Here is a 22088-nt window from a genome sequence, read left to right as displayed (position 1 = left end):
GGCGGGCTCTCCGTTTTCCGGGGATGCAGGCCGGGGTATCCGGCGGGTCAGGCGGGTCCGGCGGGGTTTCCGGCGGGTCCGGCGGGTCCGGCGGGTCCGGCGGGGTTTCCGGCGGGGCGGATCAGGCGGTGGCGGGTTCCGACTCCTCCGCGGTGTCGTGCGGCAGCACGATCACCCGGTTGTTGGCGATGAGGTAGTAGATGATGCCGGCGAGCGGGGCGCCGATGAACCAGCCGAAGTCCTGGATCGCGGCGAACCAGGGCACCAGTGCGATGCTCAGCGCCACGATCGCGGACGGGATGAGCGCGTACAGCGCGTACCGGCTCACGCCCTTGTTGTAGTAGTAGATCGACTTCGGACTCGGCAGGTACATGTGCCGGATCGAGAACTTCTGCTTGCGGACGAGGAAGAAGTCGACGATCAGGATGCCGAAGAACGGGCCGAGCAGGGCGCCGAGGCTTCCCAGGAAGTAGCCGACGACGATCGGGTTGTTGAAGTAGTTCCAGGGCGTCACCACGATCGCGGCGATCGCGGTGATGAGGCCGCCGGTGCGGAAGCTGATCCGCTTCGGATTGACGTTCGAGATGTCGAACGCGGCCGACACGAAGTTCGCGACGATGTTCACGCCGATCGTGGCGAACACGAAGGCGCCGGTGAAGATGTAGAACATCACCGAGTTGTCCACGTGCGAGATCAGGATGCCGGGATCCTTGATCTCGTTCATGTCGGCGTGCAGCACCTTGGCGGCGGCGGCCGTGGTGATCACCGAGGTGACCGCGAACGCCGTCCAGTTGATCGGCAGGCCCCACAGGTTGCCGACGACGACCGCCTTACGGCTGGGGGAGTAGCGCGCGAAGTCGGCGAAGTTCAGCATCAGGGTCGCGAGCGTGCCGACGGTCTGCGCCATCGCGATGAGGATGTTGCGCGCCTGTGCGCCGCCGGTGACCGTCTGGCCCTTCGGGCCGGAGAACCAGTCGAAGCCCCAGCCCGCCTTGCCGAGGAAGTAGAACATCAGGGTCAGCATGACGATCCAGATGATCGGGCCGGCCAGGCCCTGGAAGTGGCGCACGGCCTCCATGCCGTTGCGCACGATGATCAGCTGGATGAGCGACAGGATCAGGAAGCAGATCCAGCCGCCGACGGACAGGCCCAGGATGCTCGGGGCGCTGGTCGTGCTCAGGTCGCGGAACGCGGGGATCGCGCGGGAGAGCAGCGCGTTCAGCGCGATCGAGGCGAGGTAGGTCTGCACGCCGTACCAGGCGATCGCGACGACGCCGCGGACCAGTGCGGGGATGTTCGCGCCCCACACGCCCCAGGTGATCCGGCTGATGACCGGATACGGGGTGCCTGTGGCGTGGCCCATGAAGCCCGACAGGGTGCAGCCGATCAGGATGATGATCGAGCCGAGGAAAATGCCCAGGGTGACGTCGAAGGCGCTCATTCCGAGTCCGACGAAGAGGCCGGCGGCCCAGGTGTAGTTGCCGGCGTTGTGGGCGTCGTTCATCCAGAGGGAGAACAACTGGTACGCGTTCCATTTGCGGTGCGAGGGCTGCGCGGGGGCGAGATCCTCGTTGTACAGGCGCCCGTCCGGGTCCTGCGCGTGCAACTCCTCGTTGCTGACGTCGTGCACGAATTGATCCGTCATCACTGCCTTCCTTTCGGATGGGCCGGTCCGCTCCATTGCGGTCGGCATCGTGTGCTGCGGGCTTGTGGCCCACTGACTGCCCCATCCGGGTAGGGGAGCCCGGGTGGTATACCTCGGAGCATAGGCCTGCCCCGCGCGGTCGACAATGATCGACGCGATCGCGATTTTGGCGCCTGGCGCGGGGTTTTTCCGCGGAGTGGAAGGGTGCGGCGGGGATGACGCGGTGCCCCGGCATCCGGGGGACGCCGGGGCACCTGTCGGGGAACGCGGACGGGTCAGGACTGCAGCGAGAACTCGAGCGTGGTGCCGGCCGTACCCGAGACGTCGATCGTCAGTCGGACGCCGTCGCCCTGCGGCGCGAGGGTCACCCGCCCCGCGTCGGCGCCCTTCACCCGGGTCACCGCGGCGTCGGCCACGTCGACGATGAGGCGCGCGGCCTTCTGCGTCGGGTCGCTCACCGACATCCGCACCATGCCAGGGGTCTTGCGCGCGATCACGCAGGCGGCCCGATCCACCGTGATGTCCTCGACGGTCCCGGGCTTCCAGAACGCCGCGGCGACGACGCGGGCGGAGTGCCGGATCGCCTGGGCCACGTCGTCGTTGCGGAGCACCGAGACCGCCGGCGCCGCGGCCGACGCGGCGGTCGCGGCGGCGTCGGCCCCGGGGAGTACGACGTAGGCGTAGCCGCCGCCCGCGTCCGCCCCGGTCCCGTGCGAGAGGCTGAGCGTGCCGTAGGAGCGCCGCTGCACCACGGCGGTCCCGGACGCGGCGCCGGTGTTGTTGCGCTGCCAGGTGCCCTCGCGGGTGGCGACTCCGGCCAGGAGCGGCGCCGTCCGGTCGAGGAAGACGTATCCGCCGACGCCGTCCAGGTGCGCCCAGTGCGCTCCGGTCAGCGTGGCCTGTGCGGTCACCTCCTGCCCGTCCACGACGAGGGACCGCGCGGAGGGGCCGAGGTTGCGATGCTCGACCACCGTGCGCACCTCGCCGACGCTGCCGGTCGAGATGCCGGTGCCGAGGGCGACGATCGCGTCGGCCAGCGCGAACCACGCCTTGCGGGCCACGAGCCCCGTCCCGCCCGGCGCGACGAGGTGCATCGCCGCCAGCGCGGTGTCCTCGAAGGTGACTCCTCCGGTCCACTCGTTCGCCGGCGTCCGCTCGCCCCACTGGCCCTCGGGGTTGCGCGGCAGGGGGGTGAGGTCGACGGTCGTCCCGGGAGGGGCGGCGAGGTCGGACGTGGACCAGAACTCGTCGTCGAAGTCCTTCTCGTCGCCGCGCAGGTACAGGTAGGTCATCCCCTGGCTGGTCTTGACGCCCTCGAAGTTCTCCGCGTCGGTGCCCTCGTGCCAGGCGATCCGGTTCGAGCACATCGCGACGCAGAGCGCCCAGGCGCCGTCCGCGGAGCGGTGCACGAGCCGGTCCATCGCCGGGAAGAACCGCGGCCCGGTCGGATCCGCGACCACCGGAGTGGTCGAGTTCAGCAGCTCGGTGACGAGCGAGAGCCGCACGATGTTCGTCGTCGAGGTGATCGTCGCGGCCGGGTTCTGCTCGATCCACTGCCGGCAGAGGCCCCGCCAGCGCAGCGCGGTCTGCGGGTCGGCGGACTGCGCGAGCCGGAGCGTGTTCTCGATGAGGTCGTTGCCGTCGTCGATGCTCCGCTCCGCGAACCGCGACACCGCCCGGCCGCGGACCGCGTCCATCATCTGGCCGCGGAACATCAGCGGCGCGAACGAGCCCTCGACCACGCCGGTGATGTTGCTCCGGGTGGGGTCGGTGATGTCGAAGGATGTCCCGGCGAGCAGGGCGAACAGCTTCGCGAGGCCGCCGAGCAGGACGAGCCCGTAGGTGCCCGTGTAGCCGATCGTGGAGTGCTGGATGAAGGATCCGTCCCGGAAGAAGCCGTTGCCCTCGGCCACGTACTGCCAGGTGTCGCTGAGCGCCGAGACCGCGCTGTGCAGCAGGGCGGCGTCGGGCTGCACGATCGAGCGGACGATGATCCCCTGGCAGATGTCCACGCGGTTCGCGCCGTCGGAGGGCTTCGGCCCGGTGGGGTGCTGCTGCATGCGCGGATCGCGGTTCGGCAGGAAGTGGTCGATCGCGGCGCAGTACGCGTCGATCTCGGACTGCGCCAGCTCGTCGTGCAGGATCGCCATCGCGTTCGCCAGCGGCTGCGGCGCGCCGATGTTCCACGACCACCAGTTGCCCCACCACGTGGTGTCGGGGTTGTAGACCCGGTCGTGCATGTGCGCGAGCCCGCGCAGGGCGGCGTCGAGGACGGTCGCGGATCCCTCGTGCCTCGATCCCGGCGTCGCCCAGGAGATGGCGAGCGTCTGGATCCCGACGTAGTTCATCCGCAGGGAGTTCGACTTCGCGATGTCGGTCGCGCCGATCGCCCAGTCCTGATCGGAGAAGTAGCGGGTCGCGGTGGGGCTCACTTTCGCGAGAAGCCCGTCGGTCTGCGCATCCTGGCGGGCGATGGCCGAGGCGAACACGGACGGCGCCGCGGCGATGATCGTCCGGCCGGTCAGGGTCTCCACCCAGCGCGTGCGGAGGGTCTCGAGCTCGGGCACGCCCACCGCGAGCGGGCGGACCGAGGCCAGGGCGGACAGCGGGGACGCGCCGGCGAACACCGCCGTCGCGGCGGCGAGGCCGCCGAGCTGAAGCACGGTGCGGCGGGTGGGGGTGAACATGCGATCTCCTTCGGTCGGTGCCAGCGACGCTAAGAGGAGGGGAAACGAGGAATCAACGTTGATTCCTCGTTTCCCCTCCGCGTTGACTGGCGGGGATGCTCGCCGACCTCGGCGGGCGGGAGAGGAACCCGTGACGACCCGTCCGAACATCCTCGTCGTGATGGCCGACCAGTTCCGGGCGGCGGCGATCGACCCCGTGGGCGGGGATCCCGTCGCGACGCCGCATCTCGACCGGCTCGCCGCGGAGGGGCGCCTGGTCCGGCAGGCGGTCAGCTCGTACCCGGTGTGCAGCCCGCACCGGGCGATGTTCCTCACCGGGCGGCGGCCGGACGAGAACGGCGTGACGCTGAACGTGCACTCCGAGTCCGCGCAGGACGGCGTCGGGCTGCGCGACGGCCTGCCGACGTGGGCGAGCATCCTGCGCGACCGCGGCCACCGCACCGGCTATGTCGGCAAGTGGCACCTCGAGCCCCCGGTCGCCGACGACGAGCTGTACGGGGAAGGACGTCGCGACGAGGGCAAGGTGTGGGACGCGTGGTCGCCGCCGGAGCGGCGGTTCGGGTTCGACTTCTGGCATTCCTACGGCGCCGCCGACCGGCACCTGGCCCCGCACTACTGGACGACCGACGCCGGGCGGGAGGAGCGCACCGACGTCGACCGCTGGTCGGCCGCGCACGAGGTCGACGTCGCGATCGACTTCCTCGCTGCGCACCACGACGAGCCGTTCGCGCTGATGGTGTCGCTGAACCCGCCGCATCAGCCGTTCGACCAGGTTCCGGACGAGTACCGGACGCTGTACTCGGGTCTCGGCGAGGACGAGCTGCTCGTACGGCCGAACGTCCCGCGCGGCACCGCGGTCGCCGACGAGGCCGCGCAGATCGCCCGCGACTACTTCGCCGCGATCACGGGCGTCGACGAGCAGATCGGCCGGCTCGCGGACGCCGTCGCCGCGCTGACCTCGACATCGGGACGGCCCACGGTGCTGCTGTTCACGTCGGACCATGGGATGCAGCTCGGCAGTCACGGGCTGTTGTACAAGAACGTCGGCTACGAGGAGTCGATGCGGCTGCCGCTGATCGTGCACGCGCCGGGCGTCGTCGAGCCCGGGGTCAGCGAGGCGGTCGTCTCGTCGCTGGACTTCGCGCCGACGATCCTCGGCCTGGCCGGGTTCGCGGAGGACGCGGCGGGGCTGCCGGGCTGCGACCGTTCGGCTCAGCTCCGCGGCACCGCGGTCGAGGACGGCCGCGCCGACGACGGCGTCGTCTACTACCGCTACGCCTCCCGCGCCGACCCGTCCAGCGCGCGCGGGCTGCGGACGCCGGCGGAGAAGGTCGTCGCCGTCTCGGATCCCGAGCGGGGGCTGACCGTCGAGTACTTCGACCTGAGGACGGATCCGTACGAGCTCGACAGCCGCCCCGACACCGCGGAGGCGCGCCGCCTCGCCCGGCGCCTCGTCGACGCGCTCGGATCCGAGGGCGATGCCTGGGCGGGATCCGCGGACCTGCGGGCGTACGCGGCCGGGTGATCCCTCCGGGGCTGATCCCGTCGGGCTGCCCAGCTCGGGGCCGATCCCGTCGGACTGCCCCGCCCCGGCCGAGCGCGCCGGGCGTTCAGACGGCCGCCGGGCCTGCCCCGTCCCACCCGGGCGCCGCGAACGCCGACAGCGGGTCGTCGCCGAGCGGCGCGAGCTGGCCGGCGCCGAACACCGGGAGCACCGCGCCGTCAAGAGCCCGCTCGGCGTGCTCGGCGAACCAGCCGTGCATCCGGTGCCGCAGCGCCTGCACCTCGGCGCCCCGGCCCGGATCGTCCACGAGATTCACCCGCTCACCGGGATCCGCCTCCAGGTCGTAGAACTCGTGCGGCCCGTACGGGAACCGGTGCACGTACTTGCGGCCGTGCGTGCGGATCATCCGCACCGGGCCGTACTCGCTGTGCACCACGACGGCCCGGTCCTCGGGCGCCCGCCCGTCCGCGGCCGACCCCAGCCGCGCGGCGAAGCTGCGACCGGGTCCGCTCTCGAACGCGGAGCCGTCGAGGCCCGCGAGCTCGAGCAGGGTGGCGGGGAAGTCGTAGGCGCTGAGCAGGTCGTCCACGACGAGCCCCTCGGCGACGCGCCCCGGGGCCGCGACGATGAACGGCACCATCACCGACTCGTCGTACATGTTCATCGGGAACGTGCCGTTGCCCTTGCCCCAGATGCCGTGGTGGCCGGCGTTGAAGCCGTTGTCGCTGAGGAACACCACGATCGTGTCCTGCGCGAGACCGAGGCCCCCGAGCCGGTCGAGCACGCGCCCGATCGCGGCGTCCATCGCGGTGACCGCGGCGAAGTAGCCGATCAGCGCCTCGCGGGCGTCGGGCTCGCCGCCGATCGGGCCGCCGTGCAGGTGCTGCAGCCACGGGTGCGGCTCCTCCTGCGGGCAGGACTCGAACGCGCAGTCGCGGTAGAGCTCGGTGAACTCGTCGGGGTGCTGGCCGGCGAACGGCTTGTGCGGGGCGGTGAAGTTCACCGCGAGGAAGAACGGATCCGGTTCCCGCGCCTCGGCCTCGAGGAACGCGATCGCGTCGTCGGCGATCGCATCGGTGAGATACCCGGTCGCCGTCTCGGGTGTCGAGCCGCGGTACATCGGCGCGTCGTGGTACGGGCTGCCGCCGCCGTGCAGGGCGTACCAGTGCACGAAGCCGCGTCGGGGCACGTCGCTCGCGCCGAGATGCCACTTGCCGGAGAGACCGAGGCGGTACCCGGCATCGGCCAGGGCGTCCGTGAACGCCGGGACGCCGTCGAGGTGGTCCACGCTCTCCGGGCCCGCGTGCGGTCCGTCGAGATAGTCGTGCACACCGTGCGCGGAGGGGATCCGGCCGGTCAGCAGCGAGGCGCGGGCCGGCGAGCACACCGGGGAGGTGCAGAAGAACCGTCCGGCCCTGGCACCGCGGGCGGCGAGGGCGTCCAGCACCGGGGTGCGGATCTCCGGATTGCCGGCGGCGCCCAGCGCCCACGGCCCCTGGTCGTCGCTGAGGAAGACGATGATGTTCGGGCGTCCGCGCCCGGCGTCGCCGGTCATCGCGTCGCCGCCGGGATCGGCGAGACCGCCGTCGCCGCCCCGGCCTGCGCCGAGCGGTAGCTCGCCAGGATGAGCTCCACGACGTGCCGGGCGTGCTCGAGCGGCACCGCCGGCGTCCCGCCGTGGACGACGTCGAGGAAGTCGGCGAGCTGTGCGGTGAAGCCGATCTGGATGTCGTCCGGCGACGGCTCGCGGACCATGCGGGTCGCCCCGTCGATCCGCACGAGGGTTCCGGCGCGCGGATCCGCCTCGACCGTCCCGCGTTCGCAGACGACGGCGAGGGTGTCGGCGCGGGTGGGCGGGTCGCTGACGATCGCGATCGCGACGCCGACCCCGTTCTCGAGCCGCAAGCGCACGATCCCGTCGGTCTCGACCGGCGAGCCGAAGCGGTTCGCGACGGAGGCGGAGACCTCGAGGGCCCTCGCTCCACCGAACCACAGCGAACGGTCCAGGCAGTGCGCGCCGATGTTGAAGAGCGCCCCGCCGCCCGCGACCTCGCGCGAGAAGAACCAGGGCGAGCGGGTGCCCGGCCGGTAGTCCGTGCTGCGGTTGTCGCGGATCAGGCGCACCGCCCCGAGCTCGCCCGAGGCGATCAGCTCGTGCGCGGCGACCTTGTCCGGCAGGTGGTGCTGGATGTGCCCGACCGCGAGGGCGACCCCGGCGGCGGCGCAGGCCGCGGCGATGCGGTCGCAATCCTCGACCGAGGTGGCCATCGGCTTCTCCACGAGCACGTGCAGACCGGCCTGGGCGGCGTCCACGGCCATCGGCGGATGCAGCGCGTGCGGGGTGTTCACGATCACGGCGTCGACCGCGTGCGCGTCGATCATCCGGCGGTGGTCCGTGAAGACGCGCGCCCCCGGGGCGAGGTCGGCGGCGCGGCGGGCGGAGGCCTCGTCGATGTCGCAGACCGCGGTCAGCTCCGCTCCGGCGAGCTCGGCGGCCGCCCGCACGTGGAACGGCGCGACGGCGCCCGCCCCGATCAGACCGATGCGCATTGTTCTCCTTCGTCCGTGGCGTCCGCCGGTCAGGCCTCGCGCGCGCCGCAGGAGCGGCGGACGACGATCCGGGGGCGGAGCTTGATCTGATGCAGGGGGCAGTCGTCGCCCTCGATGAGCCGCCGCAGCAGCACGTCGGCGGCCATCCGGCCGATCCGGTACTTGGGCGGGGCGACCGCGGTGAGCGGGACCTCCGCGAGGTCGGCGACCTCGTCGTCGTAGGACACCAGGGCGATGTCGTCCGGGACGCGCAGGCCGCCGCGGCGGATCGCCCCTTCCAGCAGCGTCGCCTCCCGGTCGCCGAAGACCAGGGCCGCGGTCGCCTCGCCGTCGCGGAGGTGCCGCAGCGCGGACTCGGCGGAGTCGGCCTCCCAGGCGGACTTCGACTGCGCGAACTCGAGCGATCCGGGAAGACCCAGATCCGCGATCGCGTGCCGGTAGCCGTGCACGACCCCGGCCTCGGTGGGATTGCGCTCGCGGGTGAGCAGCGCGATCCGGGTGTGGCCGAGGCCGGCGAGGTGCTGCACGGCATCGTACGCGCCGCCGCGGTGGTCGGAGCAGACGTGCTCCGTGGTGTCGGCCGGTCCCAGGTCGGGCAGACTCCGCTCCACGAGGACCACCGGCACGGGCAGCGTCATCAGCTCGCGCGCGCGGGCGCCCGGATCGGCGATCCCGGTGAGGGTCGGCGCGATGAGCAGCCCGTCGACGTCGGCCTCGAGCAGGGTCTGGATCGCGCCGTCCTCGCGCTCGGGCTGGTAGCGGTAGGTGGAGAGCTGCAGCGTGGCGCCGGCGGCGGACAGGGACTCGTCGATGCCCTGCAGCACGCGCGGGTAGTAGAGCTGGGTGTCGGGCAGGAGCACGCCGATCCGGCGGCGCGCCTTCTCGTCGCGCGGACGGACGTGCGCGACGAAGCTGCCCGCGCCCTGCCGCCGCACCACGATGCGCTCGGCGACGAGCTCGTCGAACGCCCGGCGGACCGTGGTCAGGGAGAGGCCGGTCTCGATCGCGAGCTGCTGCTCGGTGGGCAGCTTCTCGCCGGCGGTCCAGGTGCCCGCGAGGATGCCCCGCCGCAGCTGATCGGCGAGGATCTCGAACTTGAGACCCTTCGCGTCCGCATCGCGCACCGTCGATCCTCGTCGATCCGACATGGCGCCTCCTCTCGTGGCAGTCCTCCCATTCTTCTGCCGGAAAAGAGAGGAATAAAGAGGGATTTCGCGGATGGATCCCGATTCCTCTGGTTCAGATACTGAGAATGGGGGACCGTTGGCGCGGGGAGGGTGAGGATTCTTCGGAATACTCCTTGATTGCTCCTTTCCTGGCTTGCCAGAGTCGAGCCTCGGAACGGCGACGCGGCCGTTCGCGAAGGGAAGGGAATTCCGATGGCGAAGATCCGAAAGCTCGCCGCACTCGCCATTGCCGGTGCGCTCGCGCTGTCCGTGGCGGGATGCGCGTCCGCACAGGGTGCCCCGAGCGGCGGCGCGAGCAGCGGCAAGGGCGGCACGCTCACCTACTGGTCGATGTGGAAGGAGGGCGAGGCGCAGCAGAAGGTCCTCGCCTCCGCCATCGCCGACTTCACGAAGGAGACCGGCATCACGGTTGACGTCCAGTGGCAGGGCCGCGACAGTGTGAAGAAGGTCGTCCCGACGCTGAACACGAACAAGGTCCCCGACCTCATCGACAGCTCGTTCGCCAAGCTCGCCCCGGTCCTCGCCGGCACCGGCCAGGCCAAGGCGCTGACCGACGCCTACGGGGCGACCGTCGACGGCAAGAAGGCCGGCAGCCTGATCCCCAAGGCGTATCTCGCGAACGACGTCATCACCCGCAAGGGCGAGTCCGCACCCTGGATGCTGCCGTACTCGCTGACCAGCGACGCGATCTGGTTCAACGCCGCGACGCACCCCGAGCTGACCGCGAAGGCCCCGTCCGACTGGAACGGCTTCGTCGCCGAGCTCGACAAGCTCAAGGCGGCGAACGAGGTGCCGATCGCGATCGACGGCGACGTCTCGGGCTACAACGCGTATTGGTACACCGCCGCGATCGTGCACCTCGCCGGTCCCGGCTCGCTCAAGAAGATCTCCGACGACAAGACCGGCAAGGCCTGGGACAAGCCCGAGGCGCTGAAGGCCGCGCAGATGGTGCAGCAGCTCGCCGCGGGCGGCTACTTCATCTCCGGCTACAACGCGAGCAAGTGGCCGGCCCAGCAGCAGGCGTGGGCCGACAACAAGGCGGCCCTGATCTTCAACGGCACCTGGATCCCCACCGAGACCCAGCCCTATGCCGCGAAGGGGTTCCAGTACTCCTCGTTCCCGTTCCCGACCGTCGGCAGCAACGGCAAGAAGGTCGCCCGCGCCGACTTCATCGGCTTCGCGGTGCCGGCCAAGGCGAAGAACTCCGCGAACGCGCAGAAGTTCGCCTCGTTCTTCCTGAAGAAGAAGTACCAGGACGCGCTCGGCACCGACGCGAAGATCCTGCCGGTCCGCTCCGACGCCGCAACCAGCAGCGAGATGTCCACCGTCAAGGCCGCACTCGACTCGACCCACTCGTTCTACGTGCAGAACGACGGGATCACCTCCCCGGGCTACGCCGAGAAGCTGCTCTGGCCGGCGCTGGACCAGCTGGTCCTCGGCAAGACCACCGCCGAGCAGTTCGTCGCGAACATGAAAGCCGGGCAGATCGACTACTGGAAGCAGAACTCGTGACGCAGGCGGCCGCCACGGCTCCTGCCCCCTCGGACCGGGGCGCCCGCACGGCGCCCCGGTCCGGCGGCAACGCCATCGACCGCGCGCGCAGGCGGCTCTTCGTCCCGTTCGTCGGGCCGGCTCTGCTGCTGTACACGGCGCTCTTCGTCGGGCCCGCGGTCTATGCCGTCTGGATCAGCTTCAACAAGTGGGCCGGTGCGGGCCCGATGGAGTTCGTCGGCTTCGGCAACTACATCCGGCTGTTCTCGGACAAGCTGTTCCTGCGCTCGTTCGGCAACACCCTGCTGCTGCTGTTCGTGGTCGGCGCGGCGATCTTCCTCGTCTCGTTCGGCCTCACCCTCGTGCTGCGCGACATGACGGGGCGCAAGATCGCCCGGTCGGTGATCTTCTTCCCGCACCTCGTGAACGCGATGATCTTCGGCGTGCTGGCCGGGTTCGTGCTGAACCCGGGCGGGCTGGTCAACAAGCTGCTGGGCGGCCTCGGCGTGACCACGCCGCCGGCCTGGCTCGCGCAGGACAACCTGTTCCCGCTGATCATGGTGATGCTCACCTGGATCACCACCGGCTACTACACGACGATCCTGATGGCCGGCGTCGACCGGATCCCGCCGTACTACTACGAGGACTGCGCGCTGGCCGGCGCGAACGCCTTCCAGCGGCTGCGCTACGTCGTGCTCCCGCTCACCTGGGATGTGTTCGGCACCTGCGCCGTGCTCTGGACGATCTCCTCGGTGAAGATCTTCGAGATCATCTGGATCTTCGGCGGATCCACCGGTCAGGGGATCCCGCCCACCCAGACCTGGAGCACCGCCGTGTACACCTACGTCACGGCCTTCTCCGGCGAGTCCGTGCCCGCCTACGGCATGGCGAGCGCCTCCGCGATCCTGTCGCTCGCGCTCGTGTCGGTCCTCGTCGTCCTGCTCCGTCGCGTGATGAAGCGCGACGCGATCGAACTCTAGGAGTGCCCATGACCTCTGCAGAACTGCTCGTCGAGGAGACCACGACCCGAGCGCTGGTGGCACCGAAGAGCCCCCGCGGCCGGCGGCGGGGTGCCGCGATCGGCCGCGAGAGGAGCGTGCTGCGCGGGATCGGCCTGGTGCTGCTGTGGGCCTTCGTGGCGCTGAACATCGTCTGGATGGTGTGGATGGTGCTGCAGGCGTTCCGCGACACCCGGTCGATCCTCACGGATCCATGGGGCATGCCGACCTCGCTGGACCCGAAGAACTTCGTGACGGCCTGGACCGTCGGCGACTTCGCCACGGCGACGCTCAACAGCGTCAGCACGACGCTCATCTCGTCGCTGCTCACCGTCGCGATCGCCGCCCCCGCCGCGTACTACCTCGGCCGCGTCGAGAACCGGCTGACCGGTTCGCTGACGATGTACTTCGTGCTCGGGCTGGGGATCCCGGCCCAGGTCATCCTGATCCCGCTGTTCGTGATGCTCAACGAGGTCTATCTGACCGACAGCCTCGTCGGGCTCAACCTCGTCTACATCGGCGTCTCGTTGCCGTTCACGGTGTTCCTGCTGATCGCGTTCTTCCGGTCGCTGCCGCAGGAGCTCGAGGAGGCGGCCGCCCTCGACGGCACGACCGCGTTCGGCACGTTCTGGCGGATCACCCTGCCGCTCGCGAAGGGCGGGATCCTCACCGCGTTCGTGCTCCAGGTGATCTCGCACTGGAACGAGACGCTGCTCGCTCTGACGCTGCTGCAGTCGACCGACAAGTACACGCTTCCCGTCGCGCTGATCTCGTTCATCCAGCAGCAGACCTACTCGGGCGCGGACTGGGGCGGGCTCTTCGCCGGCCTCTGCATCGTCGTGCTGCCGATGCTCGCGATCTACCTGTGGCTGGGCCGGCGACTCACCGAGGGGCTCACGCTCGGCATGGGCAAGTAGGGGCGGGCGCGGGCTGCGGCTGCGTCGCCCGCCGGAAAACGGAGAGAGAGTCGTCCGAACACGGCGCGTCCGGCGTGGCGCGGGTGCGGCGCGCCGACGAGCTCTCCGTTTTCCAGCCGGCTCAGACCGGCCGGGTCGGGCCAGCCGGATCAGGCCAGCGGGCTCAGACCAGCGGCAGCGCGCCGTCGAACGCGGTGGTCGACAGGACCTCTTCGGCGGGGCCGCCGCCGAAGACGCGGGAGATCCCCGGATCCGTCCGCCAGGCGGGCCAGCCCGGATCGCCGTCGCGCACGAATGCGGCGGCGACCGCGTGCATCTCGGTGGCGAGGCGCTGCGGCGGGGTCGGCCCGGTGAGGGCGGGCACGTGCGGCTCGGCGAGCACGTCGAACCAGAACGGCACGTCGACGCAGTGGCTCGACCAGCCCTTCGCGGGGGAGACCCAGGCGAACCGGTAGGTCCAGGTCGGAGCGGCGCCGCGGGCCTCCGCGGCCTGCACGACGAGCGACCGGAACACCCGGTCCGACACGAACCGGCCGAGCAGGGCCGCCGTCCCGCGGCGGCGCTGAGGCAGGTTCGCGGCGAGGTAGGCGCGGCGCACGACGCGGTCGCGGCACAGCAGGCGCAGGGCCAGGGCGGCCGGCACGAACCGCAGCGCCCGAGGGGCGTGATCCAGGACGGGCGTGTACTCGTCGTCGGTCGCGCCGAGCAGCAGGGCCTTGCCGGATCCGATGCCGGCGCGCAGGGCCTCGACGGTCGGCCGCGGGACCACGTCGCCGTCGACGACCGGCCCCCAGGGCAGGCCGGAGACGAGGGGATCGAGCACAGCGCGCAGCCCGGTCGCGCCGCGCAGGGCCGCCTTGGGCTGGGCGCGCATCACCTGGCGCTCCGGGATGGTGCGGAAGCCGTCGGCGGTCGGCGCGCAGCCGAGCATCTCGGCGAGGCGGGACGTGCGGCCCCGGGCCGTGTCTGCGTCGACGTCGGCGAGTGCGGGGGAGGCTGCGAGGACGGAGTGGAACAGGTGCTGCGCGCGCTCCAGACCGAGCAGGGTGAGCACGCCGCCGCCGCCGGCGGACTGCCCTGCGATCGTGACCCGGGACGGATCCCCGCCGAAGGCCGCGATGTTGCGCCGGACCCACTCCAGGCCCGCGATCCAGTCCAGCACCCCGCGGTTCGCGGGGGCGCCGTCGACGAGGCCGAAGCCGTCGAAGCCGAGCCGGTACGAGAGCGCCACGAACACGACGCCGTCGCGGTTGAACGTGCCGCCGTCGTACCAGGGGCTCGCGGGGGAGCCGTCCACGTACCCGCCGCCGTGGATCCACACGAGCACGGGCAGGTCGGGTCCGGTCGCGTCGGGCCCGGGGACCGCCGGAGTGAACACGTTGACGTTGAGGGTCGCGTCGCCGGGGATCGACGGCTCGGGGATGAGCGTCTCGCCCTTGTCTCCGCGCTGCGGGGTCGGGCCGTACGTGGTCGCGTCGCGCACCCCGGTCCACGGATCCGGGTCCTGCGGGGCCGCGAAACGCAGCGCGCCCACCGGGGCCGCGGCGAACGGGATCCCGAGGAAGGCGGCCGACGCGTCAGGGCCGCCAGGGCGCCCGCGCCAGAACCCGCGGACGAGGCCGGCGGTCGTGGCGACGACGGGAGCCGCGGCGGCGCCCTCCGCCGGGACGGTGTCTGCGGAGCCGGGCGTGATCATCCCGTCAGCGTAGCCCGCGACAAGCCGGGGAGAGCGGGACCGGATCCGCGGTCCCCGGCTCATCGGAGGAGCCCCGGCCTAGTGCCGGTAGCTGGCGTCGCCGACGGACTTCACCGTCCAGACGCCACCGCGGTACTCGAGCTTCGAGACCGCCACGTTCGAGATGCCCTTGGTCACGGTCGTGCCGAGCGCGTCGACCGCGCAGGTGATCGACAGACCGCTGGAGACCATGAGCACGCGCGTGTCGTGGCCCCTGACGGCCTTCTGCGCGGCCTCGGTCATCGCGGCGAGCATGCGCGCGCTGACGTCGCCGCAGTCCTCGGCGGGCAGGGCGACGCCGTTCTCCTCGGGCTCCTCGGCGAGCCGCTTCATGGTCGCCATCATCGGGACGAGGCCCTTCTCGGTGATCGCCCTCAGCTGCATGGTCTGCCAGCCGCCGTTCTGGCCGGTCGCGTCGGCCGGCGCGGTGGGGGCCGCGGCGTGGTCGACCGTGTAGCCCATCGCCTCGACGATGTCGGTCCACATCTCCTTCCCCTCGGCGCCCTCGTAGCGGCCGAAGTCGATCTCGCGCAGTCGCTCGTCCTGCGTGACGGCGAGTTTCTGCTGTCCGGCGCCCTGCAGGAGGAGCGTCGCGGTCTGGAAGTGCCGCTTCTGGTCGGCGGAGTACGCCGCGTCGAACGCGCCGTCGCGGGCCCGGAGGTTCGCGCCGACCGTGACCGGCAGGATCCGGCCGTCGAGCACGGATCCGTCCGGGTTCTTCCCGACGACGAGCGGTGCGTCGCTCCAGCCCTGCACGCGCTCGAGGGTGTTCAGGATCGTCTGTCCGTGCCGGGTGAGGTAGACGGTGACGGTGCTGTCATCGCCCTTGCCGCTCTTCGCGACCGTGTCGTGCGGGGCCGCCGCCGCCCAGCCGCCGAGGGCGGTGGTCGCCAGGACTACGGCCGTCGCGAACGCGAGGCGCGGGATGGGGTTCTTCATTCCGTCTCCTTTGACCGAAGACCGGCACGCAGGCCGGGTTGCTGAAAACCATGGCAGTTAAGGTTTTCGAGCGCAACCGGGGGAAGGAGTCAGGGTGCGGGGCGCAGCAGGGCGATGAAGGCCTCGAGGTCGGCGGCCATGTCGATCGTCGGATCCAGCATCCAGGCGCTCTGCAGACCGTCGGCGAGGGCGTGGGATGCGCGCATGATCCAGGCCGGGTCGAGGTCGGCGCGCAGCTCGCCGGCCTCCTGCGCGGCGACGATCGCATCGCGCGTGCCGGCCTCGAGGCGGGCGGTGCGGTCGGCGAAGAACGCGCGCGCGGGGTGGACCGGATCCGCCGCCTCGGCCTGCAGCTGGGTGTAGAGCGCCACGAGCCCCGGCACCTCTGCGTTGTGCCGGACCAGCTCGACGAACGCCTCCAGGAAGTCGCGGTCGCCGATGGTGCCGCTGTCGCGCTCGTCGCGCGCCTGCAGGATCGCGAGGAACAGATCCTCCTTGGTTCCGAAGTAGTGCAGCAGGCCCGCGGGGCTCAGTCCGACGGCGTCGGCGATGTCGCGCACCGATGCGCTGCGGTAGCCGCGCTCGGCGACGAGTGTCAGGGCGGTGGCGAGGATCTCCTCGCGCTTGGCGACCCCCTTCGCGTAGACGCCGGCCCGGGGCGCCCGCGGGGTGGATCCGCTCCCGCGGCGTGTCGTCTTCGCGGATCCCCCTGGGCTCATGCGTGCCAGCGTAACGCCTGGGAAACAAAACCGAACAACGTTCGGCAATCTCTTGCGCGTCGGCCGCGCGCGTGCGAGAGTGTCTGCAGCAAAAAGCCGAACAGTGTTCGGGATTGCACGCACCTGACCGCGCTCGACGAGGAGCAGCCATGACCATCACCCCGCAGGATCCTGCCGCCGGGATCGCCCCGACCGGCGTCATCTCCACCGAGCCGCCCGCCGCCGGGCGACCCGCCGCGAGCCCGCCCGCGAACCGGCGCCTGCTGCCCAGCCTGCTCGCCGCCTCGCTCACGCTGTTCGCGACCTACGGCGGCCTCATCGCGATCCTGCTGCCCTCGCAGATCGCCCTGCTCGACGAGGCGCACAAGGTGCAGAACCTCGCGATCGTCACCACCACGTCGTTCGTGTTCACCCTCTTCGCGCAGCCTCTCGCCGGCGTCTTCAGCGACCGCACCCGCTCCCGCTTCGGCCGGCGCGCGCCGTGGATGGTCGTCGGCGCGATCGTCGGCGGCATCATGCTGTTCGGCCTCGGGTCGCTCACCGACATCCTCTGGATCACGGTCTTCTGGGTCGTCATCCAGGTCGCCCTGAACTTCCTGCAGGCACCGCTCACGACGATCACCGCCGACCGATTCCCTCGCTCGAAGCGCGGCGGGGCGAGCGCCATGATCGGACTCGGCACCCAGCTCGGCATGACCGTCGGCGTCATGCTGGCGGGCTCGCTCGCGGCCCAGATCGGCGTCGGCTACGCGATCTTCGGCGGCGCCGTGATCGTCGTGACGGTGCTGTTCGTGCTCCTCAACCGGGACTGGTCCTCGAAGGACGCCTCGGTCGAGCCGTTCCGCTGGGGCGCGTTCTTCCGGGGCTTCTGGATCAACCCCCGCAAGCACCCCGACTTCGCCTGGGCGTTCGCGGCCCGGTTCCTGCTGATCCTGGGCTACTTCGTCGTCACCGCATACCAGCTCTACATCCTCACCGACTACATCAGGATGCCGCTGCAGCAGGCCCAGGGCGCGGTCGTCACGCTGACCCTGGTGGCCTTCCTCCCGACCCTCGCCGCGATCGCGCTCTCCGGCTGGTGGAGCGACAGGGTCGGTCGCCGCAAGGTGTTCATCTACGGCGCCACCGTGATCATGGTCGCGGGCCTCGCGATGCCCCTGATCATGCCGAACCTGACCGGCATGATCGCGATGAGCATCGTCAACGGCATCGGCTTCGGTCTGTACATGTCGGTGGACGCGGCCTTGATGACCGAGGTGCTGCCGGACGAGGGCGCCTCGGCGGGCAAGGACCTCGGCATCCTCAACGTTGCCACCAACATCCCGCAGGCGCTCAGCGCGCCGATCGCGGCGATGATCATCGGATCCTTCGGCGGGTACCCGATGCTCTTCGTCTTCGCGATCGTGTTCGCGATCCTCGCCGCCGTCGCCACCGCCCCGATCCGCGGCGTCAAGTGACGCCCGAACCCTCCGAAGGGAACCCCATGGAGAGCACCCAGACCGAACCCGGCGCCGTCGCCACGGCCGATGCCCACCCCGAGGTGCGCACCGCCGCCGGCGTCGTGCGCGGGCGCTGGCGCGCCACCACCGCGCCCGGATCCGGCGAACGCGGCGCGCTGCGCTCCGCCGCGTTCCTGGGGATCCCGTTCGCGGAGGCGCCGGTGGGGGAGCGACGGTTCCGGGCGCCCGTTCCGCAGGCTCCGTGGCACGGGGTGTTCGACGCCGCGGCGTTCGGACCGACGGCGCAGCGGGGCGACCCGGGCGTGACGCTCATCCCCGAGCCCAGCGTGCCCGGGCAGTCGACACTGAACGTGAACGTGTTCACGCCGTCTCCCGCGGAACCGGCGGAGGGCGCGGGGCTGCCCGTGCTGGTCTGGATCCACGGCGGCGGGTACTTCGCCGGCTCCCCGGCCAGCCCCTGGTACGACGGTCGCAACTTCAACCGCGACGGCGTCGTGACCGTGACGATCTCGTACCGGCTGGGCTTCGACGGCTTCGGCTGGATCGAGGACGCCCCCGCCAACCGCGGCGTGCGGGACTGGCTGCTCGCCCTCGAGTGGGTGCAGGAGAACATCGCGGCCTTCGGCGGGGATCCGTCGCGGGTCACGATCGCGGGCCAGTCCGCGGGTGGCGGGGCCGTGATGACCCTGCTCGGCATGGAGGCCGCACAGCACCTCTTCCACGGCGTCTACGCGATCTCGGGCGCCCTGGCCGACGTGTCGGCGGAGCGTTCGGAGGCGTTCGGGCGGGCGCTCGCCGCGGAGCTCGGCGCCGCACCGACGCGGGCGGGGCTCGGCGCGCTGAGCGAGGAGCGCATCCTCGAGGCGCAGAAGAAGCTCACCGCCTTCGACGGCGGCGACATGAGCGACATCATCGAGAACGGGCTGCCGCTGGGCCCGTCCGTGGACGGCGAGCTGATCCTTCGCCCCACGCCGGAGTCGTTCCGTGCGGGGGTCGGATCCGACAAGCCGCTCGTGCTCGGCGCGACCGACGACGAGTTCTCGATGGCGACCGCCGACGCGGGCAGGATCATGCGCTGGGTGCCGACCGGGATGCTGCTCGGCAGGCTCGGCGTTCCGAAGGCGGCGCGTTCCGCCTACCTGGCCGCGAACGCCGACGTGCGCGCGAAGGGCAAGGCGCGCCTCGCCGGCCGCGTGCTGACCGACCGGATGTTCCGCGCCGCGATCCTGAGGATCGTCGCGGATCGCGGATCCGCACCCACCTGGGTGTACCGGTTCGCGTGGCCGTCCGGGCATTTCGGGTTCGCCGAGCACTGCCTCGACGTGCCGTTCTTCTTCGACTGCCTGGACGGGCCGGCGATGGAGCCGCTCGCCGGGCCGAACCCGCCGCAGGCCCTCGCCGACGAGCTGCACGCCGCCGCCGTCGCGTTCATCGCGGGCCGGGATCCGGGCTGGTCGCGCCACGACGAGCACGGCCGCCGGGGGCGCGTCTACGACACCCCGACCCGGGAGCTGTCCGACCTGTACGCGTCGGTACGGCCGCTGATCTGATCGTGTCCGGGAGGCCCGCCGTGGACGATCCGGGAACGGATCCGGATCCGCTCAGCCGGCGTTCCGGCGGGCTTCCCAACCGGAGCGGACCATCTCGTCGACGGTGTGCCGCATCCGCCAGTCCAGGTCGCGCGCGGCGAGTTCGCCGGTCGCGACGATCCGGTCGGGGTCGCCGGGGCGGCGCGGGCCGACCTCGGGCGTGAACTCGATGCCGGTCACCCGGACCATCGCGTCCATGATCTGGCGGACCGAGAGGCCGTCGCCGGAGCCCAGGTTGTAGGCCGCCTCGAGCGGCTCGCCGGCGATCATGCGCTGCGCGGCGGCGACGTGGGCGAGCGCGATGTCGCCGACGTGCACGTAGTCGCGCACGTTCGTGCCGTCTTCGGTGGCGTAGTCGTCTCCGTTGATGCGCGGGGTCTCGCCCGCGAGCAGCTTCTCGAAGACGATCGGGAAGAGGTTGTGCGGGCTGACGTCGAAGACGGTCGGGTCCGCGGATCCGACGACGTTGAAGTACCGCAGCGACGTGTGCACGAGCGGGCGCTCGGACCCGGCCGTCGCGACCGCCTCGTCGCGCAGCAGCCACTCGCCGATGAGCTTGGACTCGCCGTACGGGCTCGCCGGGCGCTTCTCGGTGCTCTCGACGACGAGCGGGACGTCGGGGGTGCCGTACACGGCGGCGCTCGACGAGAACACGATGTTCGTGACGCCTGTGGCCGCCATGGCCTCGAGGATGACGCGGGTGCCCTCGACGTTCTGGGCGTAGGTGTGCAGCGGGCGCTGCATCGAGACTCCCGCGTATTTGAAGCCGGCGACGTGGATCACGCCCTGCACGCCGTGCTCGACGAGGGTGCGCTTGACGAGCTCGCGGTCGAGGATGCTGCCCTCGACGAGAGCGACGCCCTCGGGCACGAACGACGGCCGTCCGCTGGAGAGGTCGTCGAGGACGACCGGGGTCAGCCCGGCTCCCGCGAGAGCGCGGACGACGTGCGATCCGATGTAGCCGGCGCCGCCGGTGACAAGCCAGGACATGGGTCTCCTTCGATCGTTCGGGTGTCGGGATCCGCCCGCCCATTCTTCCAGGGGCCCGGCCGGCCCTGGTGACCGCGAGACCGAATCCGGGGTTCGAGACCGACGTTCATACGCGGGGTTTCGCGACGCAGGATCGGTCTCGCGGTCAGCAGGGGCGGATCTGGTAGGTCAGGCGTCGCGGCGGGGGCCGGCCGACGGGGCCACCGTGAACAGGTGCGGCTCGGCGAAGCCGGCGGCGGCGAAGGCAGCGCGCACGGCGGCGGAGACGGGCTCGACGAGGGCGTGGTCGACGAGGGCGATCGCTGCGCCGCCGAAGCCGCCGCCGGTCATCCGCGCGCCGACCGCGCCGTGCGCGAGGGCGGTGTCGACCGCGGTGTCGAGCTCGGGGATCGAGATCTCGAAGTCGTCCCGCATCGAGGCGTGCGAGGCGACGAGCAGCTCGCCGATCCCGCGCGGGCCGCGCTCCGCGAGCACGGCCACGGTGTCGAGCACGCGCCGGTCCTCGGTCACGACGTGCCGCACCCGGCGGAAGTCTATGTCGTCGAGCAGTTCGGCCGCCCGTGGCAGATCCTCGACCCGCACGTCGCGCAGGGCCGGCACGCCGAGGGCCGCGGCGCCGCGCTCGCAGGACTCCCGACGCTCGCGGTAGCCGCCCGTGGAATGGGCGTGCTTCACGCCCGTGTCGATCACGAGCACCTCGAGCCCGGCCTCCGCGAAGCCGAGCGGAATCGACGCGGTCTCGAGCGAGCGGCAGTCCAGGAACGTCGCGGCGTCGGCGACGCCGAGCATCGACGCCATCTGGTCCATGATCCCGGTCGGGGCGCCGACGGCCTCGTTCTCGGCGCGGCGGCCCGCCTGCGCGAGCGTCACGGGATCCAGTCCCAGGCCCCAGAGCTCGTTCAGGGCGGATCCGGCCGCTCCTTCGATCGCGGCGGAGGAGGACAGGCCCGCCCCGACCGGCACGTCCGAGGCGATCGCGAGGTCGACGCCGGGGAGGGTTCCGGCTGCCGGTCCCTGAGCCTGTCGAAGGGCCCGGAGCGCCCACGCCACGCCGAGCGGGTAGGCGGACCACTCCGGGACGCGCGGGGCGCCGTCGGACGGGAACAGCGTGTCCAGATCCGCGAGGGCGACCTCGACCGGCGCGTCGGCGAAGGTCGAGGCGACGCGGATCCGGCCGTCGGTGCGCAGCCGCGCCGCCGCGTACGTGCGGTGCTGGATCGCGAACGGCAGCACGAACCCGTCGTTGTAGTCGGTGTGCTCGCCGATGAGGTTCGCCCTGCCCGGCGCCGACCAGACGCCGGTGGGCGCGGATCCGGTCAGCGCGCGGAACAGGTCGGCGGACGCGGTGGCTGCTGCGGTGGCCGGGTCTGCGGGTGCCGGGGCTGCGGGTGCCGGGGCCGGGGCTGCCGGGTCTGCGGTTGCCGGGTCTGCGGGGGCTGCGGCTGCGGCTGCGGTGGCTGCTGCGGTGGCCGGGTCTGCGGTTGCCGAGGCTGCGGTTGCCGGGGCTGCGGGTGCCGGGGCCGGGGCTGCCGGGGCCGCGGGTTCAGCGTCGGTCATCGGGTCTCCTCGGAGGGTGAGTGCTGTCCGTGTCCCACTTTCGGTGGGTGATGTCCCACTTCCCGCTGCCGAAAGGGCGATTCGGGCGCAGAAGGTGGGACACGGTACGGAGGGGAGGGG

Annotated in this window: 16 protein-coding genes; 6 read left to right on the top strand and 10 right to left on the bottom strand. The window is 71.6% G+C overall.

The features are described 5' to 3' along the window. Nucleotides 1–121: 121 nt before the first annotated feature. On the bottom strand, nt 122–1645 hold the full coding sequence (locus RBR11_RS16560) for an NCS1 family nucleobase:cation symporter-1 (protein WP_308490484.1): 1524 nt from the start codon (nt 1643–1645) through the stop codon (nt 122–124). Nucleotides 1646–1920: 275 nt separating this feature from the next. Continuing rightward, on the bottom strand, nt 1921–4332 hold the full coding sequence (locus tag RBR11_RS16555; RefSeq protein WP_308490483.1) for a polysaccharide lyase 8 family protein: 2412 nt from the start codon (nt 4330–4332) through the stop codon (nt 1921–1923). 130 nt (nt 4333–4462) lie between these two features. On the opposite strand from RBR11_RS16555, the gene RBR11_RS16550 reads away from it, so the two are divergent. Then, nucleotides 4463–5857, top strand: a complete 1395-nt coding sequence (locus RBR11_RS16550) for a sulfatase family protein (RefSeq protein ID WP_308490482.1) — start codon at nt 4463–4465, stop codon at nt 5855–5857. A gap of 85 nt (nt 5858–5942) precedes the next feature. On the opposite strand, the gene RBR11_RS16545 is transcribed toward RBR11_RS16550, so the two are convergent. From RBR11_RS16545 to RBR11_RS16535, 3 genes are read right to left on the bottom strand one after another with little or no spacing between them, the layout of a single operon-like run. Beyond that, on the bottom strand, nt 5943–7391 hold the full coding sequence (locus tag RBR11_RS16545) for a sulfatase-like hydrolase/transferase (protein ID WP_308490481.1): 1449 nt from the start codon (nt 7389–7391) through the stop codon (nt 5943–5945). Then, nucleotides 7388–8386, bottom strand: a complete 999-nt coding sequence (locus RBR11_RS16540; protein ID WP_308490480.1) for a Gfo/Idh/MocA family protein — start codon at nt 8384–8386, stop codon at nt 7388–7390. Before RBR11_RS16540 ends, RBR11_RS16545 begins: the two co-directional genes overlap by 4 nt. Nucleotides 8387–8415: 29 nt before the next feature. Further along, complete coding sequence (locus RBR11_RS16535) at nt 8416–9534, bottom strand: GntR family transcriptional regulator (protein WP_308490479.1); 1119 nt, start codon at nt 9532–9534, stop codon at nt 8416–8418. A gap of 231 nt (nt 9535–9765) precedes the next feature. Between RBR11_RS16535 and RBR11_RS16530 the strand changes: the two genes are divergently transcribed. From RBR11_RS16530 to RBR11_RS16520, 3 genes are read left to right on the top strand one after another with little or no spacing between them, the layout of a single operon-like run. Beyond that, entirely contained in the window at nt 9766–11085 is a 1320-nt protein-coding gene (locus RBR11_RS16530; RefSeq protein WP_308490478.1) for an ABC transporter substrate-binding protein, read from the top strand. Then, a complete protein-coding gene (locus tag RBR11_RS16525) occupies nt 11082–12044 on the top strand; it encodes a carbohydrate ABC transporter permease (RefSeq protein ID WP_308490477.1) in 963 nt (320 codons plus the stop codon). Before RBR11_RS16530 ends, RBR11_RS16525 begins: the two co-directional genes overlap by 4 nt. A gap of 8 nt (nt 12045–12052) precedes the next feature. Continuing rightward, nucleotides 12053–12979, top strand: coding sequence for a carbohydrate ABC transporter permease (locus RBR11_RS16520; protein ID WP_308490476.1), 927 nt, complete (start codon nt 12053–12055; stop codon nt 12977–12979). Nucleotides 12980–13142: 163 nt separating this feature from the next. On the opposite strand, the gene RBR11_RS16515 is transcribed toward RBR11_RS16520, so the two are convergent. The 3 genes from RBR11_RS16515 to RBR11_RS16505 all read right to left on the bottom strand — a co-directional run bounded on the left by RBR11_RS16515 (nt 13143) and on the right by RBR11_RS16505 (nt 16372). Continuing rightward, nucleotides 13143–14675 (bottom strand): carboxylesterase/lipase family protein, encoded by a 1533-nt coding sequence (locus RBR11_RS16515; RefSeq protein ID WP_308490475.1) that lies wholly within the window; start codon nt 14673–14675, stop codon nt 13143–13145. Between the two features lie 78 nt (nt 14676–14753). Continuing rightward, a complete protein-coding gene (locus RBR11_RS16510) occupies nt 14754–15653 on the bottom strand; it encodes a histidine phosphatase family protein (RefSeq protein WP_308490474.1) in 900 nt (299 codons plus the stop codon). 89 nt (nt 15654–15742) lie between these two features. Continuing rightward, a complete protein-coding gene (locus tag RBR11_RS16505) occupies nt 15743–16372 on the bottom strand; it encodes a TetR/AcrR family transcriptional regulator (RefSeq protein ID WP_308490473.1) in 630 nt (209 codons plus the stop codon). 149 nt (nt 16373–16521) lie between these two features. On the opposite strand from RBR11_RS16505, the gene RBR11_RS16500 reads away from it, so the two are divergent. Next, nucleotides 16522–17829, top strand: coding sequence for an MFS transporter (locus RBR11_RS16500; RefSeq protein WP_308490472.1), 1308 nt, complete (start codon nt 16522–16524; stop codon nt 17827–17829). 26 nt (nt 17830–17855) lie between these two features. Further along, nucleotides 17856–19382, top strand: a complete 1527-nt coding sequence (locus RBR11_RS16495) for a carboxylesterase/lipase family protein (RefSeq protein ID WP_308490471.1) — start codon at nt 17856–17858, stop codon at nt 19380–19382. A gap of 51 nt (nt 19383–19433) precedes the next feature. Here RBR11_RS16495 and galE read toward each other — a convergent pair whose 3' ends face one another. Both galE and galK read right to left on the bottom strand, forming a co-directional pair. Next, nucleotides 19434–20411: a UDP-glucose 4-epimerase GalE gene (galE, locus tag RBR11_RS16490; RefSeq protein WP_308490470.1), complete on the bottom strand. Its 978-nt coding sequence runs from the start codon at nt 20409–20411 to the stop codon at nt 19434–19436. A 168-nt stretch (nt 20412–20579) separates the two neighbouring features. Continuing rightward, the gene (galK, locus tag RBR11_RS16485; RefSeq protein ID WP_308490469.1) at nt 20580–21968 is read right to left on the bottom strand and encodes a galactokinase; all 1389 of its coding nucleotides are present in this window, start codon (nt 21966–21968) and stop codon (nt 20580–20582) included. Nucleotides 21969–22088 lie beyond the last annotated feature (120 nt).

Origin of the sequence: Microbacterium capsulatum, from assembly GCF_030865425.1 — a bacterium.
Lineage (GTDB): Bacteria > Actinomycetota > Actinomycetes > Actinomycetales > Microbacteriaceae > Microbacterium > Microbacterium capsulatum.
This window is presented reverse-complemented; position numbering and strand designations above follow the sequence as displayed.

What these genes read in the sequence shown, in the direction of transcription:
- RBR11_RS16560 (WP_308490484.1), bottom strand. Translation starts at nt 1,645, where the DNA reads ATGACGGATCAATTCGTGCACGACGTCAGCAACGAGGAGTTGCACGCG.
- RBR11_RS16555 (WP_308490483.1), bottom strand. Translation starts at nt 4,332, where the DNA reads ATGTTCACCCCCACCCGCCGCACCGTGCTTCAGCTCGGCGGCCTCGCC.
- RBR11_RS16545 (WP_308490481.1), bottom strand. Translation starts at nt 7,391, where the DNA reads ATGACCGGCGACGCCGGGCGCGGACGCCCGAACATCATCGTCTTCCTC.
- RBR11_RS16540 (WP_308490480.1), bottom strand. Translation starts at nt 8,386, where the DNA reads ATGCGCATCGGTCTGATCGGGGCGGGCGCCGTCGCGCCGTTCCACGTG.
- RBR11_RS16535 (WP_308490479.1), bottom strand. Translation starts at nt 9,534, where the DNA reads ATGTCGGATCGACGAGGATCGACGGTGCGCGATGCGGACGCGAAGGGT.
- RBR11_RS16530 (WP_308490478.1), top strand. Translation starts at nt 9,766, where the DNA reads ATGGCGAAGATCCGAAAGCTCGCCGCACTCGCCATTGCCGGTGCGCTC.
- RBR11_RS16520 (WP_308490476.1), top strand. Translation starts at nt 12,053, where the DNA reads ATGACCTCTGCAGAACTGCTCGTCGAGGAGACCACGACCCGAGCGCTG.
- RBR11_RS16515 (WP_308490475.1), bottom strand. Translation starts at nt 14,675, where the DNA reads ATGATCACGCCCGGCTCCGCAGACACCGTCCCGGCGGAGGGCGCCGCC.
- RBR11_RS16510 (WP_308490474.1), bottom strand. Translation starts at nt 15,653, where the DNA reads ATGAAGAACCCCATCCCGCGCCTCGCGTTCGCGACGGCCGTAGTCCTG.
- RBR11_RS16505 (WP_308490473.1), bottom strand. Translation starts at nt 16,372, where the DNA reads ATGAGCCCAGGGGGATCCGCGAAGACGACACGCCGCGGGAGCGGATCC.
- RBR11_RS16500 (WP_308490472.1), top strand. Translation starts at nt 16,522, where the DNA reads ATGACCATCACCCCGCAGGATCCTGCCGCCGGGATCGCCCCGACCGGC.
- RBR11_RS16495 (WP_308490471.1), top strand. Translation starts at nt 17,856, where the DNA reads ATGGAGAGCACCCAGACCGAACCCGGCGCCGTCGCCACGGCCGATGCC.
- galE (WP_308490470.1), bottom strand. Translation starts at nt 20,411, where the DNA reads ATGTCCTGGCTTGTCACCGGCGGCGCCGGCTACATCGGATCGCACGTC.
- galK (WP_308490469.1), bottom strand. Translation starts at nt 21,968, where the DNA reads ATGACCGACGCTGAACCCGCGGCCCCGGCAGCCCCGGCCCCGGCACCC.